We start from the raw sequence: 15194 nt of genomic DNA, 5'->3' as shown, positions 1-15194 counted from the left end.
CGCGTCTATTGAGGAAAACATCAATTAAAAAGTGTTTCGTGGCGACGCGCTGAAGCAGGCCGCGTGCGAGCCTGAGCTTCGTTCTCGGAAGCCCCCCAGAAAAAACTCATCTTCCCGGGGGGCTAAGTGATGCCGAGCGCCTTACTTCGTGACCGTCAGCTTGTTCTGCATGCCGGCTTCGTAATGGCCCTTGATGTTGCAGAAGACGAGGTAGGTGCCGGGCTTCAGGTCGACGCTGAGCTCGCCGTCCTTGCCGGGCTTGAGGTCGGCGACTTCGCCGAGGCTCTTCAGCTTCTTCTCGTCCACGCGGTGCTTGGCGGTGTTGAGCGGGATCTTGTCGTCCGGCGACTTCAGCTTCACGACGATCATCTCGTGCTCTTCCGTCATCGCATCATTGTGGACGTGGAAGGTGGCGGGGCCGGCCTTCACGGTCGCGGGCTCGAGCTTCAGGCCCATGGGCTGGCCGCCTTCGCCGGTTTCGACGACGTTGATCATCGTGCCCGCGGCAAAGGCCGGGGCGGCGACAGCGGCGAGCGCGGCGGCGAGCGTCAGGATTGCAATCCGTTTCATGAGTCTGTGCCTTTCTGTGGGGCGGTTGATGGTGCGTTTCTGCCGACCAAGGCTGACTCCCCGCTGAATGCGGGCGCGTGCTCGGGATAAAAGAAAACCCCGTCCGGGGTGGACGGGGTTTGGCAGGGGTAGCTGTGCCCGGCGCGGCAATACCGGTCAACGGCGCCTGTCGCTTCGCGGTGGGGCAGTCCGGCAATCCCGACTGCCGTCATCCTCGGGCTTGACCCGAGGATCCACAGCCACGCATGCGGACGCCGCGTGGATCCTCGGGTCAAGCCCGAGGATGACGCAGGAGTGGAGCATGGCTTCAATCAACCGTGTCCCACAGACAGAGTTGATGACGGAGGCGGTTAAGGTCGCCTTCCATGAGGTCCACCCCATCGGTCGTGGTGGGGGTTTTCGCTCCCTCCGGCGATGTTACGCCCACTCGCCCTTGCGCATGACCGGCACGCGGCTGCCGTCGGCGGCGACGCCGTCGATGTCGACCTTGTCGGAGCCGATCATCCAGTCGATGTGGATCAGGGAGGAATTGCCGCCCTGCGCGGTGATCTGGTCCTGCGAGAGGTTGGCGCCATCGAGGAAGCACTTGGAATAGCACTGGCCGAGCGCGATGTGGCAGGAGGCGTTTTCGTCGAAGAGCGTGTTGTAGAAGAGCACGCCCGAAGCCGAGATCGGCGAGGAATGCGGCACCAGCGCCACTTCGCCGAGGCGCCGCGCGCCCTCGTCCGTGTCGAGCACCTTGTTCAGGACTTCCTCGCCCTTGCTGGCCTTGGCTTCCACGATCCGGCCGCCTTCGAAGCGGACCTGGATATTGTCGATCAGCGTGCCCTGGTGGGAGAGCGGCTTGGTGGAGGAGACATGGCCCTCGACCTTCAGCGCATGCGGCGTGGTGAAGACCTCTTCGGTCGGAATGTTCGGGTTGCAGGTAATGCCGTTCTTGGCGGTGGAGGCGCCGCCATGCCACTCGTGGCCATCGGCAAGCCCTACCGTCAGATCGGTGCCGGGGCCGGTGAAGTGAAGGGCATCGAAGCGCTTCTCGTTCAGCCAGGCGGAGCGCTTGGCCAGTTCGCCATTGTGCTCCGCCCAGGCCGCGACCGGATCGTCGCGATCGACGCGCGAGGCCGCGAAGATGGCTTCGGCCAGCTTGGTGACCGCCACATCTTCCGGGTCGTTCGGGAAGACGAGCTTGGCCCAGGTCGGGTTCGGATAGGAGCAGATGTTCCAGTTGATGTCGAAGTTGGAGATCTTTTCGAGTGCCGGCTTGTAGGCGACCGACATGGCGCGGTTGGCGCGGGCGACCTTGGCCGGATCCTGCGCGGCCAGCATCATCGGATTGTCGCCGGAAATGGCAAGGCGCGCGGCGCCATCCGCATAGGCCTTCGCCATGCCCTCGTAGAGCCAGGCGCTGGCACGGTCGAAGCTTTCGTCCGGCGCATGGGCGTAGCGGGCAAGCGTCGCATCCTCGTCGGCATAAAAGGTGGTGACGAGGCCGGCGCCGGCGAGATAGGCGTGCTTGGTGATGAGGCGGGCAAGCGGCAGGGCGGCAATGGGCGCGGTCATGACGAGATCCTGCCCGCGCTTGAGGCCAAGGCCCACCTTGACCGCCACTTCCGCGAGTTTCTCGAGCTTGACGGGATCGACGGCGGATTTGATCTGCGACTGGATGGTCATGGCTTGCCCCTTGCGGATTGACTGTTGGGAAGGAGATGTAGAGCGCTTTGCGGCGAAAATGAAGCTCGGCCCGCTCACGCGACGAGCGGCGCCACCACGGCAGCGAGCACCGTCACGGCATCCTGCGGCGAAAGCCGGACCTGCAGCCCGCGCTGGCCGCCATTCATGCACACGCTCCCGTGCGCCATGGCTTCGGCCTCGATGGCCGTCGGCACCTTCTTCTTCTGGCCGAAGGGGCTGATGCCGCCGACGACATAGCCGGTGAGCTTCTCCGCCGCTGCCGGCTTCATCATCGCGGCCGACTTGCCGTTGAAGGCGCTGGCGAGCTTCTTCATGCTGACCTCGCGGTCGGAGGGAACGACGACGCAGACCGGCTTGCCGTCCACCTCCGCCATGAGGGTCTTCAGCACGCGCGACGGGTGCTCGCCGATGGCCTCGGCCGCCGCAAGGCCGATGCGGCTGACATCCGGATCGTAGTCATAGGCCAGCACGGTAAAGCTGACCCCGGCGGCGGTGAGCGCAAGCGTGGCGCGCGTGCTCTTCGACATGGGTCAGGCCTTGCCGAAGAGGCCGGCATAGACCTCCGGCTTGAAGCCTGCGGTGAGCGTGCCGTCGCGCTCGAGGATCGGCCGTTTGATCATCGAGGGCTGCGCGGCCATCAGGCGGATCGCCTTCTCCGCAGTCAGATCCTGCTTGTCGGCCTCGTCCAGATTGCGGAACGTGGTGCCGGCGCGGTTCAGAACCGTTTCCCAGCCGAGCGACGTGACGAAGCGGGACAGCGCGGCCTCGGAAATGCCTTCCGCCTTGTAGTCATGGAAGCGGTAGGCGACGCCGTGCCCGTCCAGCCAGGCCCGCGCCTTCTTCATCGTGTCGCAGGCCTTGATCCCGTAGATGGTCACCGTCATCGCACACTCCTTCATGCTGTCCGACGACAGGAATAGCCGCGCCGGGCGCGCGGGGAAAGACGCGACCGGCGGGAAGGCTCAGGTGATGCCGATATAGCGCTCGGGACGGTGGTTGATGGCGAGCGTCATGTTGACGATGGCTGCGCCCAGCACGGAGAGCGCGATGTTTTGCGGCGAGAGCACCAGCATGGAGGCGGAGAGGATGGCGAGATCGACGGCGAGCTGGAAATAGCCGGCACGGATGCCGAAATGGTCCTGCAGGTAGAGCGCGAGGATATTGATGCCGCCAAGCCCGGTGCGGTGGCGAAAGAGGATGAGAAGCCCCGTACCAGAGAGGCACCCGCCGATGATGGTGGCATAGAGCGGGTCGAGCCGCGCCACGTCGATCCAGTGCGGCGTGAAGGCCGAAAACAGCGAGACGAGGCTGACGGCCGCAAAGGTGCGCAGCGCAAAGCGCCAGCCCATGCGCTTCACGGCGAGAATGTAGAAGGGCAGGTTGACGACCGAGAAGATCACCCAGAAGCCGTAACCGCTCAGATATTGCAGCAGCAGGGACAGGCCCGCCGTGCTGCCGACCAGCAGCATGGCCTTGGAGTAAAGCGTCATGCCGAGCGAGACGAAGAGCGTGCCGACCAGCATGGCGATCGCGTCTTCATAAAGCCGGTGGCGCAGCGGCCGGGTGTCGGCCACCTCGGCCGCCGCATCGGGAGAGGAGATCGCCATGCTGCGCCCGCCTCAGAGGGACGCGATGCGCTGGACGACATCCGCCGCCCGCGCCGTTGCCAGACCCGCAATGTTGATGCGCCCGGAGGCCGGCATGTAGATGCCGTGGTCGTGGCGGGCGGCGAGCACCTGCGCCTCCGTCAGCGGCAGGAGCGAGAACATGCCCTCCTGCTCCGCGATGGCGCCGAGCGCCTGCCAGCGGCCGCGCAGGCCATCGGCGAGGATACGGCGCAGGCCGAGAATGCGCTGGCGCATCTCCTCCAGCTCCGCCTTCCAGTCCGCCGTCAGCGCGGCGTCGGCGAGGATGGTGCGCACCACGGCCGCGCCATGGTCCGGCGGCATGGAATAGCTGGTGCGGGCGAGCGCGCCGAGATGCATGCGGGCAATCGCGACCGCCTGCGCCGAGCGGCCGACCGCGAAGGCGCCGCCCGTCCGGTCCCGGTAGATGCCGAAGCTCTTGGAGCAGGAGACGCAGATGAGCGCTTCCTCGACGGTTGCGATCATGGTGCGCAGTCCCGCCGCATCCTCCTCGAGGCCGCGTCCAAAACCCTGGTAGGCGATGTCGATGATGGGCAGCAGGCCGCGACGCGCCACCACCTCGGCAACCGCCTTCCAGTCGGCATCGGACAGCGCCGCGCCGGAGGGATTGTGGCAGCTGGCATGCAGCAGCACCGCATCGCCCTTCTCCGCCTTTTCGAAGGCGGCCAGCATGTCCTCGATCAGCACGCGCTGGGTGGGGATGTCGAAGAAGGGATAGGTGACGACATCGAGGCCGGCGGCCTTGAAGATCGCCGCATGGTTGGGCCAGCCGGGAAGGCCGAGATGCACGCGCCGGCTTCCGAGCCGGGCGGCGAGATCGGCGGAAAGGCGCAGCGCGCCGGAGCCGCCGGGCGTCTGCACACCGGCCGAGGCCCGGACGGTCGCCTGATCGCCCGCCACCAGCGCCCAGAGATGGTCGAGGAAGACGAGGTCGCCTTCAAGCCCCAGATAGGACTTGCTCTCCTGCCCCTCGACAAGCCGGCGCTCGGCCTCCTTCACCGCCCGCATGACGGGGGTCCGGCCCGCCTCGTCGCGATAGACGCCGACACCGAGATCCACCGTGTCGGCGCGCGGATCGTTGCGGTAGAGCCCGATCAGGGCAAGGAGCGGATCGTCGGGCAGGGGCTGGAGCGTGTCGAACATGGGCGGGTTCTCGGTCCTGTTCACGGGGGAAGGGTAAGGTGTCCTCCGATTTACGCCTGCAATGGCGCAAATTCATCCGCAAACTTGCGTCGGTGACCAAATTCCCTTGAAGGATTTTGCGGCCTGTCCAATGGTTGGCGCAGAAATTTGCGGGGAGAGGGCAATGAGCGCGGGTGACGAGATCACGCTGGATGCGGTGGACCGCCGCATCGTGCGGCTGCTGCAGGAGGATGCCGGGCTCAGCAACAATGCGCTGGCCGAGCGCGTGGGCCTTTCGCCCGCGCCGCTGTCGCGCCGTCTGCAGCGTCTCTATGACAGCGGCCTCATCCGCCAGACGGTGGTCATCGATCCGCGCAAGGCCGGCATCGGTCTCCAGGCCTTTCTGGAGGTCACGCTGGAGAGATCCGTCACCATGGTGGGCGAACGCTTCATCGAGACGGTATCGCGCATGCCGGAGGTGATCGAGTGCCATACGGTGGCGGGCGACTTCGATTTCCTGCTGAAGATCGCCGTCCGGGATGTCGCCGACTACAAGCGGCTTCTGTGGGAGGGGTTTGACCGCATTACGGAGGTGAAGACGCTGCGCTCCACCATTCTCATCGACACATCCGTGATGAGGACGGGCCGTTTGCCGTAAGCTCCGCCGCCGGGGTCTGCCCGGCGGCCGAAGTCTGTCAGGAGGCCAGCGAATGCGAGAAGGACGCGGCCAGCAGGCTCACCACCGTGCGTGCCAGATCGCTTTCCAGCCTGTACCAGATCGTCTGCCCGTCGCGCCGGCCGACAATGATCCGGTCGCGACGCAGAACTGCCAGATGCTGCGAGACGGTGGAGTCACGGATCCCCAGGAAATCGGCAAGCTGGCCGACGGAGCGCTCTTCCTTGCTCAATTCGTTGAGAATAAGCAGGCGGTGCCGGTTTGCCATCGCCTTCAAGAGATCACACGCGTGATCAACTGATTTCTCGAGCTTTTCCTGCGGGCTGTTCATTCCCAGCCTCCATATATACTAATTGTATTCAAGATTTCATGCCCTGGTTGTGTGGATGTGCTGCATTTCAGCATATCGAACCATTTCAATAAGGCGATAATAACCGGCGTCCGCAGCAAGGCAATACGCATCCCCCCGGCCTTTACGTTTAAGGTCGCATCAGCTTATGAAATAATATGCGTAATCGACGAATTTCATAATGATTGTTGATGATATAGTCAGTGTTGTTCAAAATTTTTACATTTGAAAGATATGCAGAAACAATCGAGAAACAAATAAAATAGCGATCGTCAACTTTGATCAGCAGATCGTGATTAGACGTTATGCTGGCGACCCGAATCACCCCGCGGGCGACCCAAAAGCATCCGGTAATCGGCATCAGACGGGTGGCCGAAAAAAAGGCGCCCCGTGGTGGAGCGCCTGTGGATATCTTCAGGTGGTGGCAGGATCACCGGATTGTCCGGCGCCGAAGCGATTACGCCTCGGCTTAAAACACCTTCGTTGACGGCCCTGGGTTGAAATGGCAGAGCGCGGGGCTCATTCCCACTCGATCGTGCCCGGCGGCTTCGACGTCACGTCGTAGACGACGCGGTTGATGCCGCGCACCTCGTTGATGATGCGGGTGGCGGCGCGGCCGAGGAATTCCATGTCGTAGTGATAGAAGTCGGCCGTCATGCCGTCCACCGAGGTCACGGCGCGCAGCGCGCAGACGAATTCATAGGTGCGGCCGTCGCCCATGACGCCGACCGTCTGCACGGGCAGCAGCACGGCGAAGGCCTGCCAGATGGCGTCGTAAAGACCGGCCTTGCGGATCTCGTCGAGATAGATGGCGTCCGCCTCGCGCAGGATGTCGAGCTTTTCGCGCGTCACGCCGCCGGGGCAGCGGATGGCAAGGCCGGGGCCGGGGAAGGGGTGGCGGCCGATGAAGCTGTCGGGCAGGCCAAGCTCCCGGCCGAGCACGCGCACCTCGTCCTTGAAGAGTTCGCGCAGCGGTTCGACGAGCTGCATGTTCATGCGCTCGGGCAGGCCGCCGACATTGTGGTGGCTCTTGATGGTGACCGAAGGGCCGCCGGTGAAGGAGACGCTTTCGATGACGTCGGGATAGAGCGTGCCCTGGCCGAGGAAATCGGCGCCGCCGAGCTTCTTCGCCTCTTCCTCGAAGGTCTCGATGAACAGGCGGCCGATGATCTTGCGCTTGGTCTCGGGGTCGGCAACGCCTTCCAGCTCGCCGACGAACCTGTCGACCGCATCCACATGGATGAGGTGGAGATTGTAATGCTCCTGGAACATGGCGACGACGTCGGCCGCCTCGTTCTTGCGCATCAGGCCGTGGTCGACGAGGATGCAGGTCAGCTGATCGCCGACCGCCTCGTGGATGAGGAGCGCGGCAACCGAGGAATCGACGCCGCCGGAGAGCGCGCAGATGACGCGCTTGTCACCGACCTGGGCGCGGATCTGCTCCACCGCCTTCTGGCGGTAGGCCTGCATGGTCCAGTCGCCCTTCACACCCGCGACATTCTGCACGAAGTTCTGGATCAGCTTGGCGCCGTCGGGCGTATGCACGACCTCCGGATGGAACTGCACGGCGTAATACTTGCGCGCCTCGTCGGCGATGAAGGCGAAGGGCGCGTTGGCGGAGGTGGCCAGCACCGAGAAGCCCGGCGGGATCGCGGTGACGCGGTCGCCATGGGACATCCAGACCTGATGGCGCGAGCCGACCGACCACAGCCCGCTGAACAGCTCGCAATCCTTCTCGACATCAAGGAAGGCGCGGCCGAACTCGCGGTGATGGCCGCCCTCGACCTTGCCGCCGAGCTGGGCGCACATGGTCTGCTGGCCGTAGCAGATGCCGAAGATCGGCAGGCCGCTGTCGAACAGCACCTGGGGTGCACGGGGGCTGCCTTCATCCAGCGTGGAGGCCGGGCTGCCGGAGAGGATGATCGCCTTCGGCTTCAGCCGGTGAAAGCCTTCCTCGGCCGACTGGAAGGGCACGATCTCGCAATAGACGCCGGCCTCGCGCACGCGCCGTGCGATGAGCTGCGTCACCTGGCTGCCGAAATCGACGATGAGAACCGTATCGGTATGCGCTGCCTGTGTCATGCCGGACCTATTCTAGACGGGAGGGGCGGCAGCATCGACGGACGGGGACAAGGCCCGTGGCGCTGCGGGTTGGCGTGGCTTTAATCAATGGAACTCGCGGACGCAACGGTTGAATTGCATCCAGACAATCCAGGGCGCTGCCCTCAGCCTGCAAAACCGGGAAGCGTGCCGGCGGCAAGTTCCGCCTCGATGCGATCGACGACCGCGGCCAGCTTCTCGTCGATGACGTCAAGATATTCGGTCCAGTCGCTGACATGCTTGACCTCCGCCGCGCCATCCGAGATGCCGCGCAGGCCGATGAGCGCAACGCCGAAGGCCTGGCAGGCGCGCAGCACGGCAAAGCTCTCCATGTCCACCATGTCTGCATCGATGCCGGCATAGGCGGCCCCCGAGACGACGTTGGCGCCGGTCGAAAGCCGCGCGGCGGGCACGTCCGGAATGCGGATCGAAAGCGGCACGGTGGCGGGCAAGTCGAGGAAGGGCGTGACGCCCTTCTCAAAGCCGAACGCCGATGCATCCATATCGCGGTAGGAGAGGGAGGAGGCCTGGTAGACGCCGGTCTGCTCGAGCGTCGCCGAGCCGGCCGATCCGAGGGAAACGACGAGGTGCGGCAGGCGGCCGGCAGCCTCCAGCTGCGCCAGCGCCCGTGTGAGCACCACGGCGGCCTCGACCGGGCCGACGCCCGTCATCAGGGGCGTGATACGGGCGCGCAGATGCGTGCCATATTCGGCATCCGCAGCCATCACGTAGAGCACGCGCGTGGTGCCGATGGTCTTCGTCTCGATCGTCATCCCTCGATCCCCTCGCGTCCGCGGATAACCATCATCGTCGCCGTCATCGAGGCGATCAGCTTGGCCGGGCCATCAGGCGAGATGGAGTAGGCGCGCCCATCGGAGACGATGATGGTGGAGCCGGGCTTGGTGACTTCGCCGCGAAACAGGAAGCGCTCGCCGCGGCCGGGCGACATGAGGTTCACCTTGAACTCGATGGTCAGGATCGAGGCGTCGGGATCGATCAGCGAATAGGCGGCATAGGTGCCGGCGCAGTCGAGCGCGGCGGAGATCACGCCGGCATGCAGGAAGCCGTGCTGCTGGGTCAGTATCTCGTTGAAGGGCAGCTCGATTTCCACCGTGCCCTGGTTCACCTGCGTCAGCTCGGCGCCGATGGTGCGCATCGCCGCCTGGCGTGCGAAGCTCTTCTGGATACGATCGCGGAAATCCGCCGGGGCATGCTCTGTCATGGGTTCGGGTCGGTTCTGTCACGGAAAAGGACTGGCGCCGGGCCGGATGCTGCAGCGCACTCCGAGACAGTCGCACGCCCGCGCGCCTGAAACAAGCAAAAGCCAGACCCCGCATGCCGCGAGCCGGCCCCGCCCCTCAATTGAGGGCGAGGATCGATCCGTTGAGCAGGCTCGCAAAGGCCACCCAGGCCGCATAGGGCAGGAAGAGCAGGGCGGACAGCCGGTCCTGATGCCAACTGGCGCGGATGAAGAGCAGGATGGCGATCAGCATGGCCATGACGACGATGAAGGCGCCAAGGATCTGCTCGGCCCCGAAGAACATCGGCGACCACGCGAAATTCAGCACCATCTGCGCTACCCACAGCCGCATGGCCTGGCTGTGACGGTGATCGAGGAAGGTGCGCGCGCCCGCGACCCCGATCAGCGCATAGAGCACGGTCCAGACCGGACCGAAGATCCAGTTCGGCGGATTGAAGGGCGGCTTGACGAGGCCCTGATACCAAGGGCCCGGCAGGTTGAAGAGGCCGACAAGGCTGCCGATGACGACGACGCCGGCGACGAAGAGGAGAGTGACGAAGGTTCTTTTCATGATGTCCGCATATAGCGCGCGCCGGCCCTGCTTCCAGCCGTCTCAGAGCCTGACGATATGCTGGTCCCAGGCGACCGGGCTCGAGAGCCCGTTGAAGCCGCCGCGATAGTCCGAAACGGCGAAATCCCTGCCGCCGGCGGCGATGCCGGCGACCTGGTCGACGGTCTTTTCGCTGAGCACCCGGCCGCTCTTCGCATCCACCACGACGAGGCTGTTGCCGACCGGCGAGGTCAGGCCGACGAGATCGCGGGCCCGATCGATGGCGACGGCGCCGACATAATTGGCCAGCCGCGCCGTCGTCTCCTCGGGCAGCGTGAGGAAAGCGAGATCCTCGCCGCGGCGGAAGGAGCCGGCAAGCGGCGGGACGGCATCGCGCGCGCCCTCCCACTGGCAGGCAAACCAGATACGCCCGGCCGCATCGATATCGAGATGGCGGGTGGAAAGGGGCTTCAGGGCCGCAGACAGGGTGTGGCGCTCGACGAGCGCGCCGGTCGCCGCATCGATCAGCGCCAGCGACGGCTCCATATGATCGAGATTGAGCTTGGTGCGGCCGAAATCCGGGTGGGTCTCGATGCCGCCATTGGCAACGGCCATCAGCGTGCCGTCGGCCGAGAGCGTCATGTCGTGCGGGCCGATGCCATAGGTCTCGAATTCGCCGACGCGCCGATAGCCGTCCGTTCCGTCATAGATGCCGATCATGCCGCGATTGGCGTCGAAGTCGTTCTCGGTCGCATACAGCAGCCGGCCATCGGCGGAAAAGCAGCCATGGCCGAAGAAATGCCGGCCGTCCGCCGCACGGATCGTCACGGGTTCGAACCGCTGCTGCGGGCTGAAGACGAGCGCGAAGGTGCCGGGACGGCGGGCGAAGGCGACGGCACGGCTGCCGTCAGCTGTTGCCGCAAGCCCGTGGGCGCGAGCCGGCAGCGCGACACGCTCGATGATCTCGCCGCGCTCGCTGACGGTGGCGATGCCATAGGCGCCGCTGCGGTCCATGAAGGCGGAGGCATAGACCGCCTCCGCACGCGCCAGCGCCTCGCTGCCGGTGGCCGAGAGCCCGAGCGCCCAGGCAGCGCCCGCCATCTTCAGGAAGCTGCGCCGCTCGATGGGCGCAATACGGTTCTTGCCGGCAATCATGCCCGTGCCCCGCCCTCAGTCGCCGTCGGAGAAGGAAAAGCCGGCGCCGAGCCCGACCGCGCCGCCGTAATCATTGCTGAGCCGTTCCAGGAGGTCGTCGACGTTGAGCGCGAGGAAGGCGATCTTGCTGCGCAGGACGGGATCGGCAAGCGCCTGATCGACCGGCTTGTCGATGGCGTGCGCCGCCGTGATCGTCGACTTGAAGACGAAGGCGATGGAGCCTGCGACGGATTCGTCTCCGGCAGGCAGGAGGCTTTCCATGCCCGAGTGGGTGAAGAGGTCCGAAAGGCCGGTCAGGTTGGCGGCAAGGGATGGGAAGGTGTTGGCCGAGCGCCAGAAGAGCGCGGATTTCGGCTTGTCGCGCGCAGTGTCGGTGTTGGCATCCGCTGCGGCCGCCGGCGCGGCGCCACCGGCGAAGAACGGACGGATGCGCTGGTCCTTCACGGTCTCGACACCATGCACGAGAATGCCGAGCAGGCCGGTCGCGGCCTCCTGCGGGGTGCGGAACACGGCATTGTCGGGCCCGGGCTTCATCCAGGCATCGCCGATGCCGCCGGGTGCGGTCCAGGCGGCCTGGAATTCGCCGGCGATATCGTTGAGGTTTTCGGCAATCGCCACGGCATAGCGGCAGCGGAAATCGTCGCCGGTAACCAGCGTTTCGTTGCCGGTGCCGTAGAGCAGATACTCGAGCGGGCCGAGACCCTGCACCGCCACGCTCTTGCCCTTGAGGCCGGAGGCGGTCAGGGCCGTTTCATCCTTCGTGGTCAGGATCGCCTGCAACTGTTTCAGCGCAAGACCCTTGCGGTCGGGAAAGAAGAGGAAGCGTTCGAAGCGGTTTTCGGCAAGCGCCGGGCCGACGCGCAGGATTTCCACCCGCGACCATTTGGCCGCGACATCGTCAAACGCCGTGCGCGTCGCAGCAAGCGTCGCCTCCGAGGGGGTGGCGCAGAGCGCCTTCGTGGCGGTGCCGAGCGTCGCGGTGGAGGCGGAAAGGGCGGCATAGCCCGGCCGGATGAAGTCGGTGACCGCCTTCTGCATGACGCCGGGAAGGGCCGCTTCGTTGAGCGCCGGCGTGACCGGATTGGCGTCCTGCGCCCGCAGGGTCGGGACGGCGAAGGCGGTGAGGGCAAGCGTGGTGGCAAGACCGAGGGAGAATGTCCGGATCATGTCAGAGGGACTCCAGGAAGGTCAGAAGGGCTTTGCGGTCGGCGGCGGCAAGCGCCGCGAACCTGTCACGGGCGGCTTTCGCTTCGCCGCCATGCCACAGAATGGCCTCGGTCAGGCTGCGCGCCCGGCCGTCATGCAGAAAGAACGTGTGCCCGCTCACGGTCGGCGTGAGACCGATGCCCCAGAGCGGCGGCGTGCGCCACTCGCGCCCGTCGGCGCTGCCCACCGCCTGCCCGTCGGCAAGGCCGTCGCCCATGTCGTGAAGGAGGAGGTCGGAATAGGGCCAGATGAGCTGGAAGGAAAGCGCCGGATCGTCGGTGTCCCGCCGGGTCACGAATTTCGGGCGGTGACAGGCCGTGCAGCCGGTCTCGTAGAAGATCTTCTTGCCGGCGAGCGTCTCGGGCAGGCTCGCCTTGCGCCGCGCCGGCACCGCCAGATGGCGGGAGTAGAAGGAGAGGAGATCAAGCACCGGATCCGGCGCTTCCGTATCGCCGAGCCGCGGCTGCACGCCGGTCGGCAGCGCCAGGCACGCGACCTCGGCGGGCGTACAGTCGCCATGGTCGCGCCGGGCGGCGGGCGAGGAAATGCCGATGTCGCCGGACAGCGCATCCGCGGCCTGCTGACGGATCGTCGGCACCTGCGCCTTCCAGCCGAAGCGGCCGAGCAAGAGGCGGTCGCTCTCCGGCTCGCGGGCGAGCGACACCCGCCCGCTGATCCCGTCCCCATCGCGGTCGTCAGGGTCGGCGCCGGCGAGGATATCGGCGGGGTGGATGGCCTCGATCAGCCCGAGCCCGATCATCTGCGGCGTGACGCGCGGCGAAAGCGTCGTCTCCTTGTCGAGCGGACCATAGGCGAGATCCGCGATGCCATAGACCGGCCGGCGCAGCGACACGGTTTCACCGCCGGACAGCGTGACCGGCTCTTCCGTATAGCGCACCACCATGCGCCCCTCGGCGGCAAGGCCGGGCACGGCGCGGTCCTGAAGCTGCGTGCCATAGACGGGATCGGGAACGTTCGGTGCCGCATGTCGTGCGATCGCCGCAGCCTCTTCGGGCGTTCGGGCGGGCCGCGCAAGGCGCAGGAACATGGAGGTCGCGTTGCCGTCCGCCCCCGGCGGATGGCCGCGCCCGTCCTTCAGGTGACATTCCTGGCAGGAGCGCGCGTTGAAGAGCGGTCCGAGACCGTCGGAGGCCTGGGTGGAGGAGGGGGCGGACACCCACAGTTTGCGAAACAGCGCATTGCCGAGCTTGAAGCGCTCTTCCGCCTCGGAGGACAGGTTTTCCGAGCCGTGCGAGAAGATGTCGGCATTGATGGTGGCAATCGACGTGCCGGCCCCGCCACTCATCGCCTCGAAGGCCTCGGCTTTTGAAAAATCCGTCGTCGGCCGCGTGACGTCCACGACGCGGGCAAGGTCTTCGGCGGAAAGATCAGTGCGGGTGGCGAGAAGCCCCGTTTCCTCGGCCAGCGCAACGGCTGATCCGGCCATCAGGGCAAGCAGCACGAACGGGAGGGCCGGGCGAAACATCATCTGGGCGGGCTTTGTTTGAAGCAGGCGAACCGCGCCGGCTGGCGCGATCCGCCGACGGCCTCTTACTTGAAGACGGCGTTAGGATTATCCAGACTGTCGGAACCTTCAAGCTTGATCGTTCCGAGATCGAGTGCGGCAATAACGCGCTCTACCGTCTTCGACTGGGCGATCAGCCCGTCGATCGGTGCCTGCACGATGGCGTTGCCCTCGGTGTTGCCCTCGGCGATCATCTGGTCGTAGGCTTCCACGGTCCGGCCGCGCTCGGCCATCTTTTCCATGGCGGCAACGGTGGTGTCGAGCTTGTCGCGCATCTCCTTGTCGAGTGCGGGATCCTTTGCGGCCACGAGTTCGGAAAGCGAAGGCCCGGTCATCTTCGTACCGTCCACCCGGGTATATTCCCCCGTATAGGCGCCGCGAATGCCGATCGCATCATGCAGGTGCGAATTGTAGGTGTTGTCGGAGAAGCAATCCTGCTCCTCTTCAGGATCGTGGAGAAGCAGGCCGAGCTTCATGCGCTCGCCGGCAAGCTCGCCATAGGAGAGAGAGCCCATGCCGGTCAGGATCGTGGCAAGACCCGCCTTCGGATCGGCCTCGACCGTCTTCGTGGCGGGGCCATCCGGCGTCCAGTCGTTGGTCATTTCCTGAAGGTCCGACACGAGAAGCGTCGTCGCAGCCTTCAGATACTGGGCGCGCCGGTCGCAGTTGCCGTTGGTGCAGGCCTTGGTGTCGTAGTCCGTATAGGGGCGATTACCGGCACCCGGGCCGGTGCCGTTCAGGTCCTGCCCCCAGAGCAGGAATTCGATGGCGTGATAGCCGGTCGCCACATTGGCCTCCACGCCGCCGGCTTCCTGCAGCGTACCCGCAAGGAATTCCGGCGTGATCTTCGAGGCGTCGACCTCCTTGCCGTCGATGGTCAGCTTCGGATTGGCAATGACATTGGCGGTAAAGAGCGCGTTCTCGTCGCTCTCGCTGCCATAGGAGGGATCGACGTAATCGATCAGGCCTTCGTCGAGCGGCCAGGAATTCACCTTTCCTTCCCAGTCATCGACGATCGCATTGCCGAAACGGTAGACTTCGCTTTCCAGGTAAGGATTGCGCGCCTTGAGCCAGGCGTCGCGCGCGGCTTTCAGCGTCGCCTCGCTCGGATTGGCGATCAGCTGATCGACGGCGGCGTCCAGCGCCTTGGCCGTGACCAGCGCATCCTCGAACTTGGCATGGGCCACATCGGCATAATGCTTCACGACGGCGGCGGCATCCGGCGTTGCCGCAAAGGCTGATGTCAGCGGCACGAAGGCGACAGAGGCGGCAAGCGCGAAGACGGCGGCCCTCAACGATGTCCTGGACATGATCTCTCCTATCTCGACGGCCGGCGCGATCCCGTTTCCCCCGGAAGGCCGAC

General features: G+C 65.5%; 16 protein-coding genes. 1 reads left to right on the top strand and 15 read right to left on the bottom strand.

Going from position 1 to position 15194, the window contains the following annotated elements; genetic code table 11:
• Nucleotides 1–141 precede the first annotated feature (141 nt).
• From ACED18_RS09530 to ACED18_RS09505, 6 genes are all read right to left on the bottom strand, one after another.
• The gene (locus ACED18_RS09530) at nt 142–570 is read right to left on the bottom strand and encodes a plastocyanin/azurin family copper-binding protein (RefSeq protein WP_377291462.1); all 429 of its coding nucleotides are present in this window, start codon (nt 568–570) and stop codon (nt 142–144) included.
• Nucleotides 571–987: 417 nt separating this feature from the next.
• Nucleotides 988–2241, bottom strand: coding sequence for an aminopeptidase (locus ACED18_RS09525; RefSeq protein ID WP_377291460.1), 1254 nt, complete (start codon nt 2239–2241; stop codon nt 988–990).
• Between the two features lie 74 nt (nt 2242–2315).
• Complete coding sequence (gene ybaK, locus ACED18_RS09520) at nt 2316–2789, bottom strand: Cys-tRNA(Pro) deacylase (protein WP_377291458.1); 474 nt, start codon at nt 2787–2789, stop codon at nt 2316–2318.
• Nucleotides 2790–2792: 3 nt separating this feature from the next.
• Nucleotides 2793–3146: an ArsC family reductase gene (locus tag ACED18_RS09515; protein WP_377291456.1), complete on the bottom strand. Its 354-nt coding sequence runs from the start codon at nt 3144–3146 to the stop codon at nt 2793–2795.
• Nucleotides 3147–3224: 78 nt separating this feature from the next.
• Nucleotides 3225–3869 (bottom strand): YitT family protein, encoded by a 645-nt coding sequence (locus ACED18_RS09510; RefSeq protein ID WP_377291454.1) that lies wholly within the window; start codon nt 3867–3869, stop codon nt 3225–3227.
• Between the two features lie 12 nt (nt 3870–3881).
• Complete coding sequence (locus tag ACED18_RS09505) at nt 3882–5051, bottom strand: amino acid aminotransferase (protein WP_377291452.1); 1170 nt, start codon at nt 5049–5051, stop codon at nt 3882–3884.
• A 163-nt stretch (nt 5052–5214) separates the two neighbouring features.
• On the opposite strand from ACED18_RS09505, the gene ACED18_RS09500 reads away from it, so the two are divergent.
• Nucleotides 5215–5688 carry an Lrp/AsnC family transcriptional regulator gene (locus ACED18_RS09500; RefSeq protein WP_377291450.1) on the top strand — a complete coding sequence of 158 codons (474 nt, stop codon included), beginning with the start codon at nt 5215–5217 and terminating at the stop codon, nt 5686–5688.
• Between the two features lie 37 nt (nt 5689–5725).
• Here ACED18_RS09500 and ACED18_RS09495 read toward each other — a convergent pair whose 3' ends face one another.
• From ACED18_RS09495 to ACED18_RS09455, 9 genes are all read right to left on the bottom strand, one after another.
• Entirely contained in the window at nt 5726–6037 is a 312-nt protein-coding gene (locus ACED18_RS09495; RefSeq protein ID WP_377291448.1) for an ArsR/SmtB family transcription factor, read from the bottom strand.
• A gap of 537 nt (nt 6038–6574) precedes the next feature.
• Complete coding sequence (gene guaA, locus ACED18_RS09490; RefSeq protein ID WP_377291446.1) at nt 6575–8137, bottom strand: glutamine-hydrolyzing GMP synthase; 1563 nt, start codon at nt 8135–8137, stop codon at nt 6575–6577.
• Nucleotides 8138–8280: 143 nt separating this feature from the next.
• Entirely contained in the window at nt 8281–8928 is a 648-nt protein-coding gene (locus ACED18_RS09485) for a 5'-methylthioadenosine/S-adenosylhomocysteine nucleosidase (RefSeq protein WP_377291444.1), read from the bottom strand.
• A complete protein-coding gene (locus tag ACED18_RS09480; RefSeq protein ID WP_377291442.1) occupies nt 8925–9377 on the bottom strand; it encodes a PaaI family thioesterase in 453 nt (150 codons plus the stop codon). The genes ACED18_RS09485 and ACED18_RS09480 overlap by 4 nt, the downstream gene beginning before the upstream one ends.
• 136 nt (nt 9378–9513) lie before the next feature.
• On the bottom strand, nt 9514–9966 hold the full coding sequence (locus ACED18_RS09475; RefSeq protein WP_377291440.1) for a TspO/MBR family protein: 453 nt from the start codon (nt 9964–9966) through the stop codon (nt 9514–9516).
• Nucleotides 9967–10008: 42 nt separating this feature from the next.
• Nucleotides 10009–11100: a DUF1513 domain-containing protein gene (locus ACED18_RS09470; protein ID WP_377291438.1), complete on the bottom strand. Its 1092-nt coding sequence runs from the start codon at nt 11098–11100 to the stop codon at nt 10009–10011.
• A 15-nt stretch (nt 11101–11115) separates the two neighbouring features.
• Entirely contained in the window at nt 11116–12264 is a 1149-nt protein-coding gene (locus ACED18_RS09465; RefSeq protein WP_377291911.1) for an imelysin family protein, read from the bottom strand.
• Between the two features lie 4 nt (nt 12265–12268).
• Nucleotides 12269–13795: a di-heme oxidoredictase family protein gene (locus ACED18_RS09460; RefSeq protein WP_377291436.1), complete on the bottom strand. Its 1527-nt coding sequence runs from the start codon at nt 13793–13795 to the stop codon at nt 12269–12271.
• A gap of 62 nt (nt 13796–13857) precedes the next feature.
• The gene (locus ACED18_RS09455; protein WP_377291434.1) at nt 13858–15141 is read right to left on the bottom strand and encodes an imelysin family protein; all 1284 of its coding nucleotides are present in this window, start codon (nt 15139–15141) and stop codon (nt 13858–13860) included.
• Nucleotides 15142–15194: the final 53 nt, after the last annotated feature.

The organism is Rhizobium sp. SG2393 (genome assembly GCF_042610495.1).
Classification (GTDB): Bacteria; Pseudomonadota; Alphaproteobacteria; order Rhizobiales; family Rhizobiaceae; genus RU20A.
Note: the sequence above shows the minus strand (reverse complement) of the source record. Positions and strands in the feature narration are given on the sequence as shown.

Coding starts and splice junctions, on each gene's coding strand:
- guaA (WP_377291446.1), bottom strand. CDS start 8,137: ATGACACAGGCAGCGCATACCGATACGGTTCTCATCGTCGATTTCGGC.
- ACED18_RS09475 (WP_377291440.1), bottom strand. CDS start 9,966: ATGAAAAGAACCTTCGTCACTCTCCTCTTCGTCGCCGGCGTCGTCGTC.
- ACED18_RS09510 (WP_377291454.1), bottom strand. CDS start 3,869: ATGGCGATCTCCTCTCCCGATGCGGCGGCCGAGGTGGCCGACACCCGG.
- ACED18_RS09485 (WP_377291444.1), bottom strand. CDS start 8,928: ATGACGATCGAGACGAAGACCATCGGCACCACGCGCGTGCTCTACGTG.
- ACED18_RS09470 (WP_377291438.1), bottom strand. CDS start 11,100: ATGATTGCCGGCAAGAACCGTATTGCGCCCATCGAGCGGCGCAGCTTC.
- ybaK (WP_377291458.1), bottom strand. CDS start 2,789: ATGTCGAAGAGCACGCGCGCCACGCTTGCGCTCACCGCCGCCGGGGTC.
- ACED18_RS09455 (WP_377291434.1), bottom strand. CDS start 15,141: ATGTCCAGGACATCGTTGAGGGCCGCCGTCTTCGCGCTTGCCGCCTCT.
- ACED18_RS09530 (WP_377291462.1), bottom strand. CDS start 570: ATGAAACGGATTGCAATCCTGACGCTCGCCGCCGCGCTCGCCGCTGTC.
- ACED18_RS09460 (WP_377291436.1), bottom strand. CDS start 13,795: ATGATGTTTCGCCCGGCCCTCCCGTTCGTGCTGCTTGCCCTGATGGCC.
- ACED18_RS09525 (WP_377291460.1), bottom strand. CDS start 2,241: ATGACCATCCAGTCGCAGATCAAATCCGCCGTCGATCCCGTCAAGCTC.
- ACED18_RS09495 (WP_377291448.1), bottom strand. CDS start 6,037: ATGAACAGCCCGCAGGAAAAGCTCGAGAAATCAGTTGATCACGCGTGT.
- ACED18_RS09500 (WP_377291450.1), top strand. CDS start 5,215: ATGAGCGCGGGTGACGAGATCACGCTGGATGCGGTGGACCGCCGCATC.
- ACED18_RS09515 (WP_377291456.1), bottom strand. CDS start 3,146: ATGACGGTGACCATCTACGGGATCAAGGCCTGCGACACGATGAAGAAG.
- ACED18_RS09480 (WP_377291442.1), bottom strand. CDS start 9,377: ATGACAGAGCATGCCCCGGCGGATTTCCGCGATCGTATCCAGAAGAGC.
- ACED18_RS09505 (WP_377291452.1), bottom strand. CDS start 5,051: ATGTTCGACACGCTCCAGCCCCTGCCCGACGATCCGCTCCTTGCCCTG.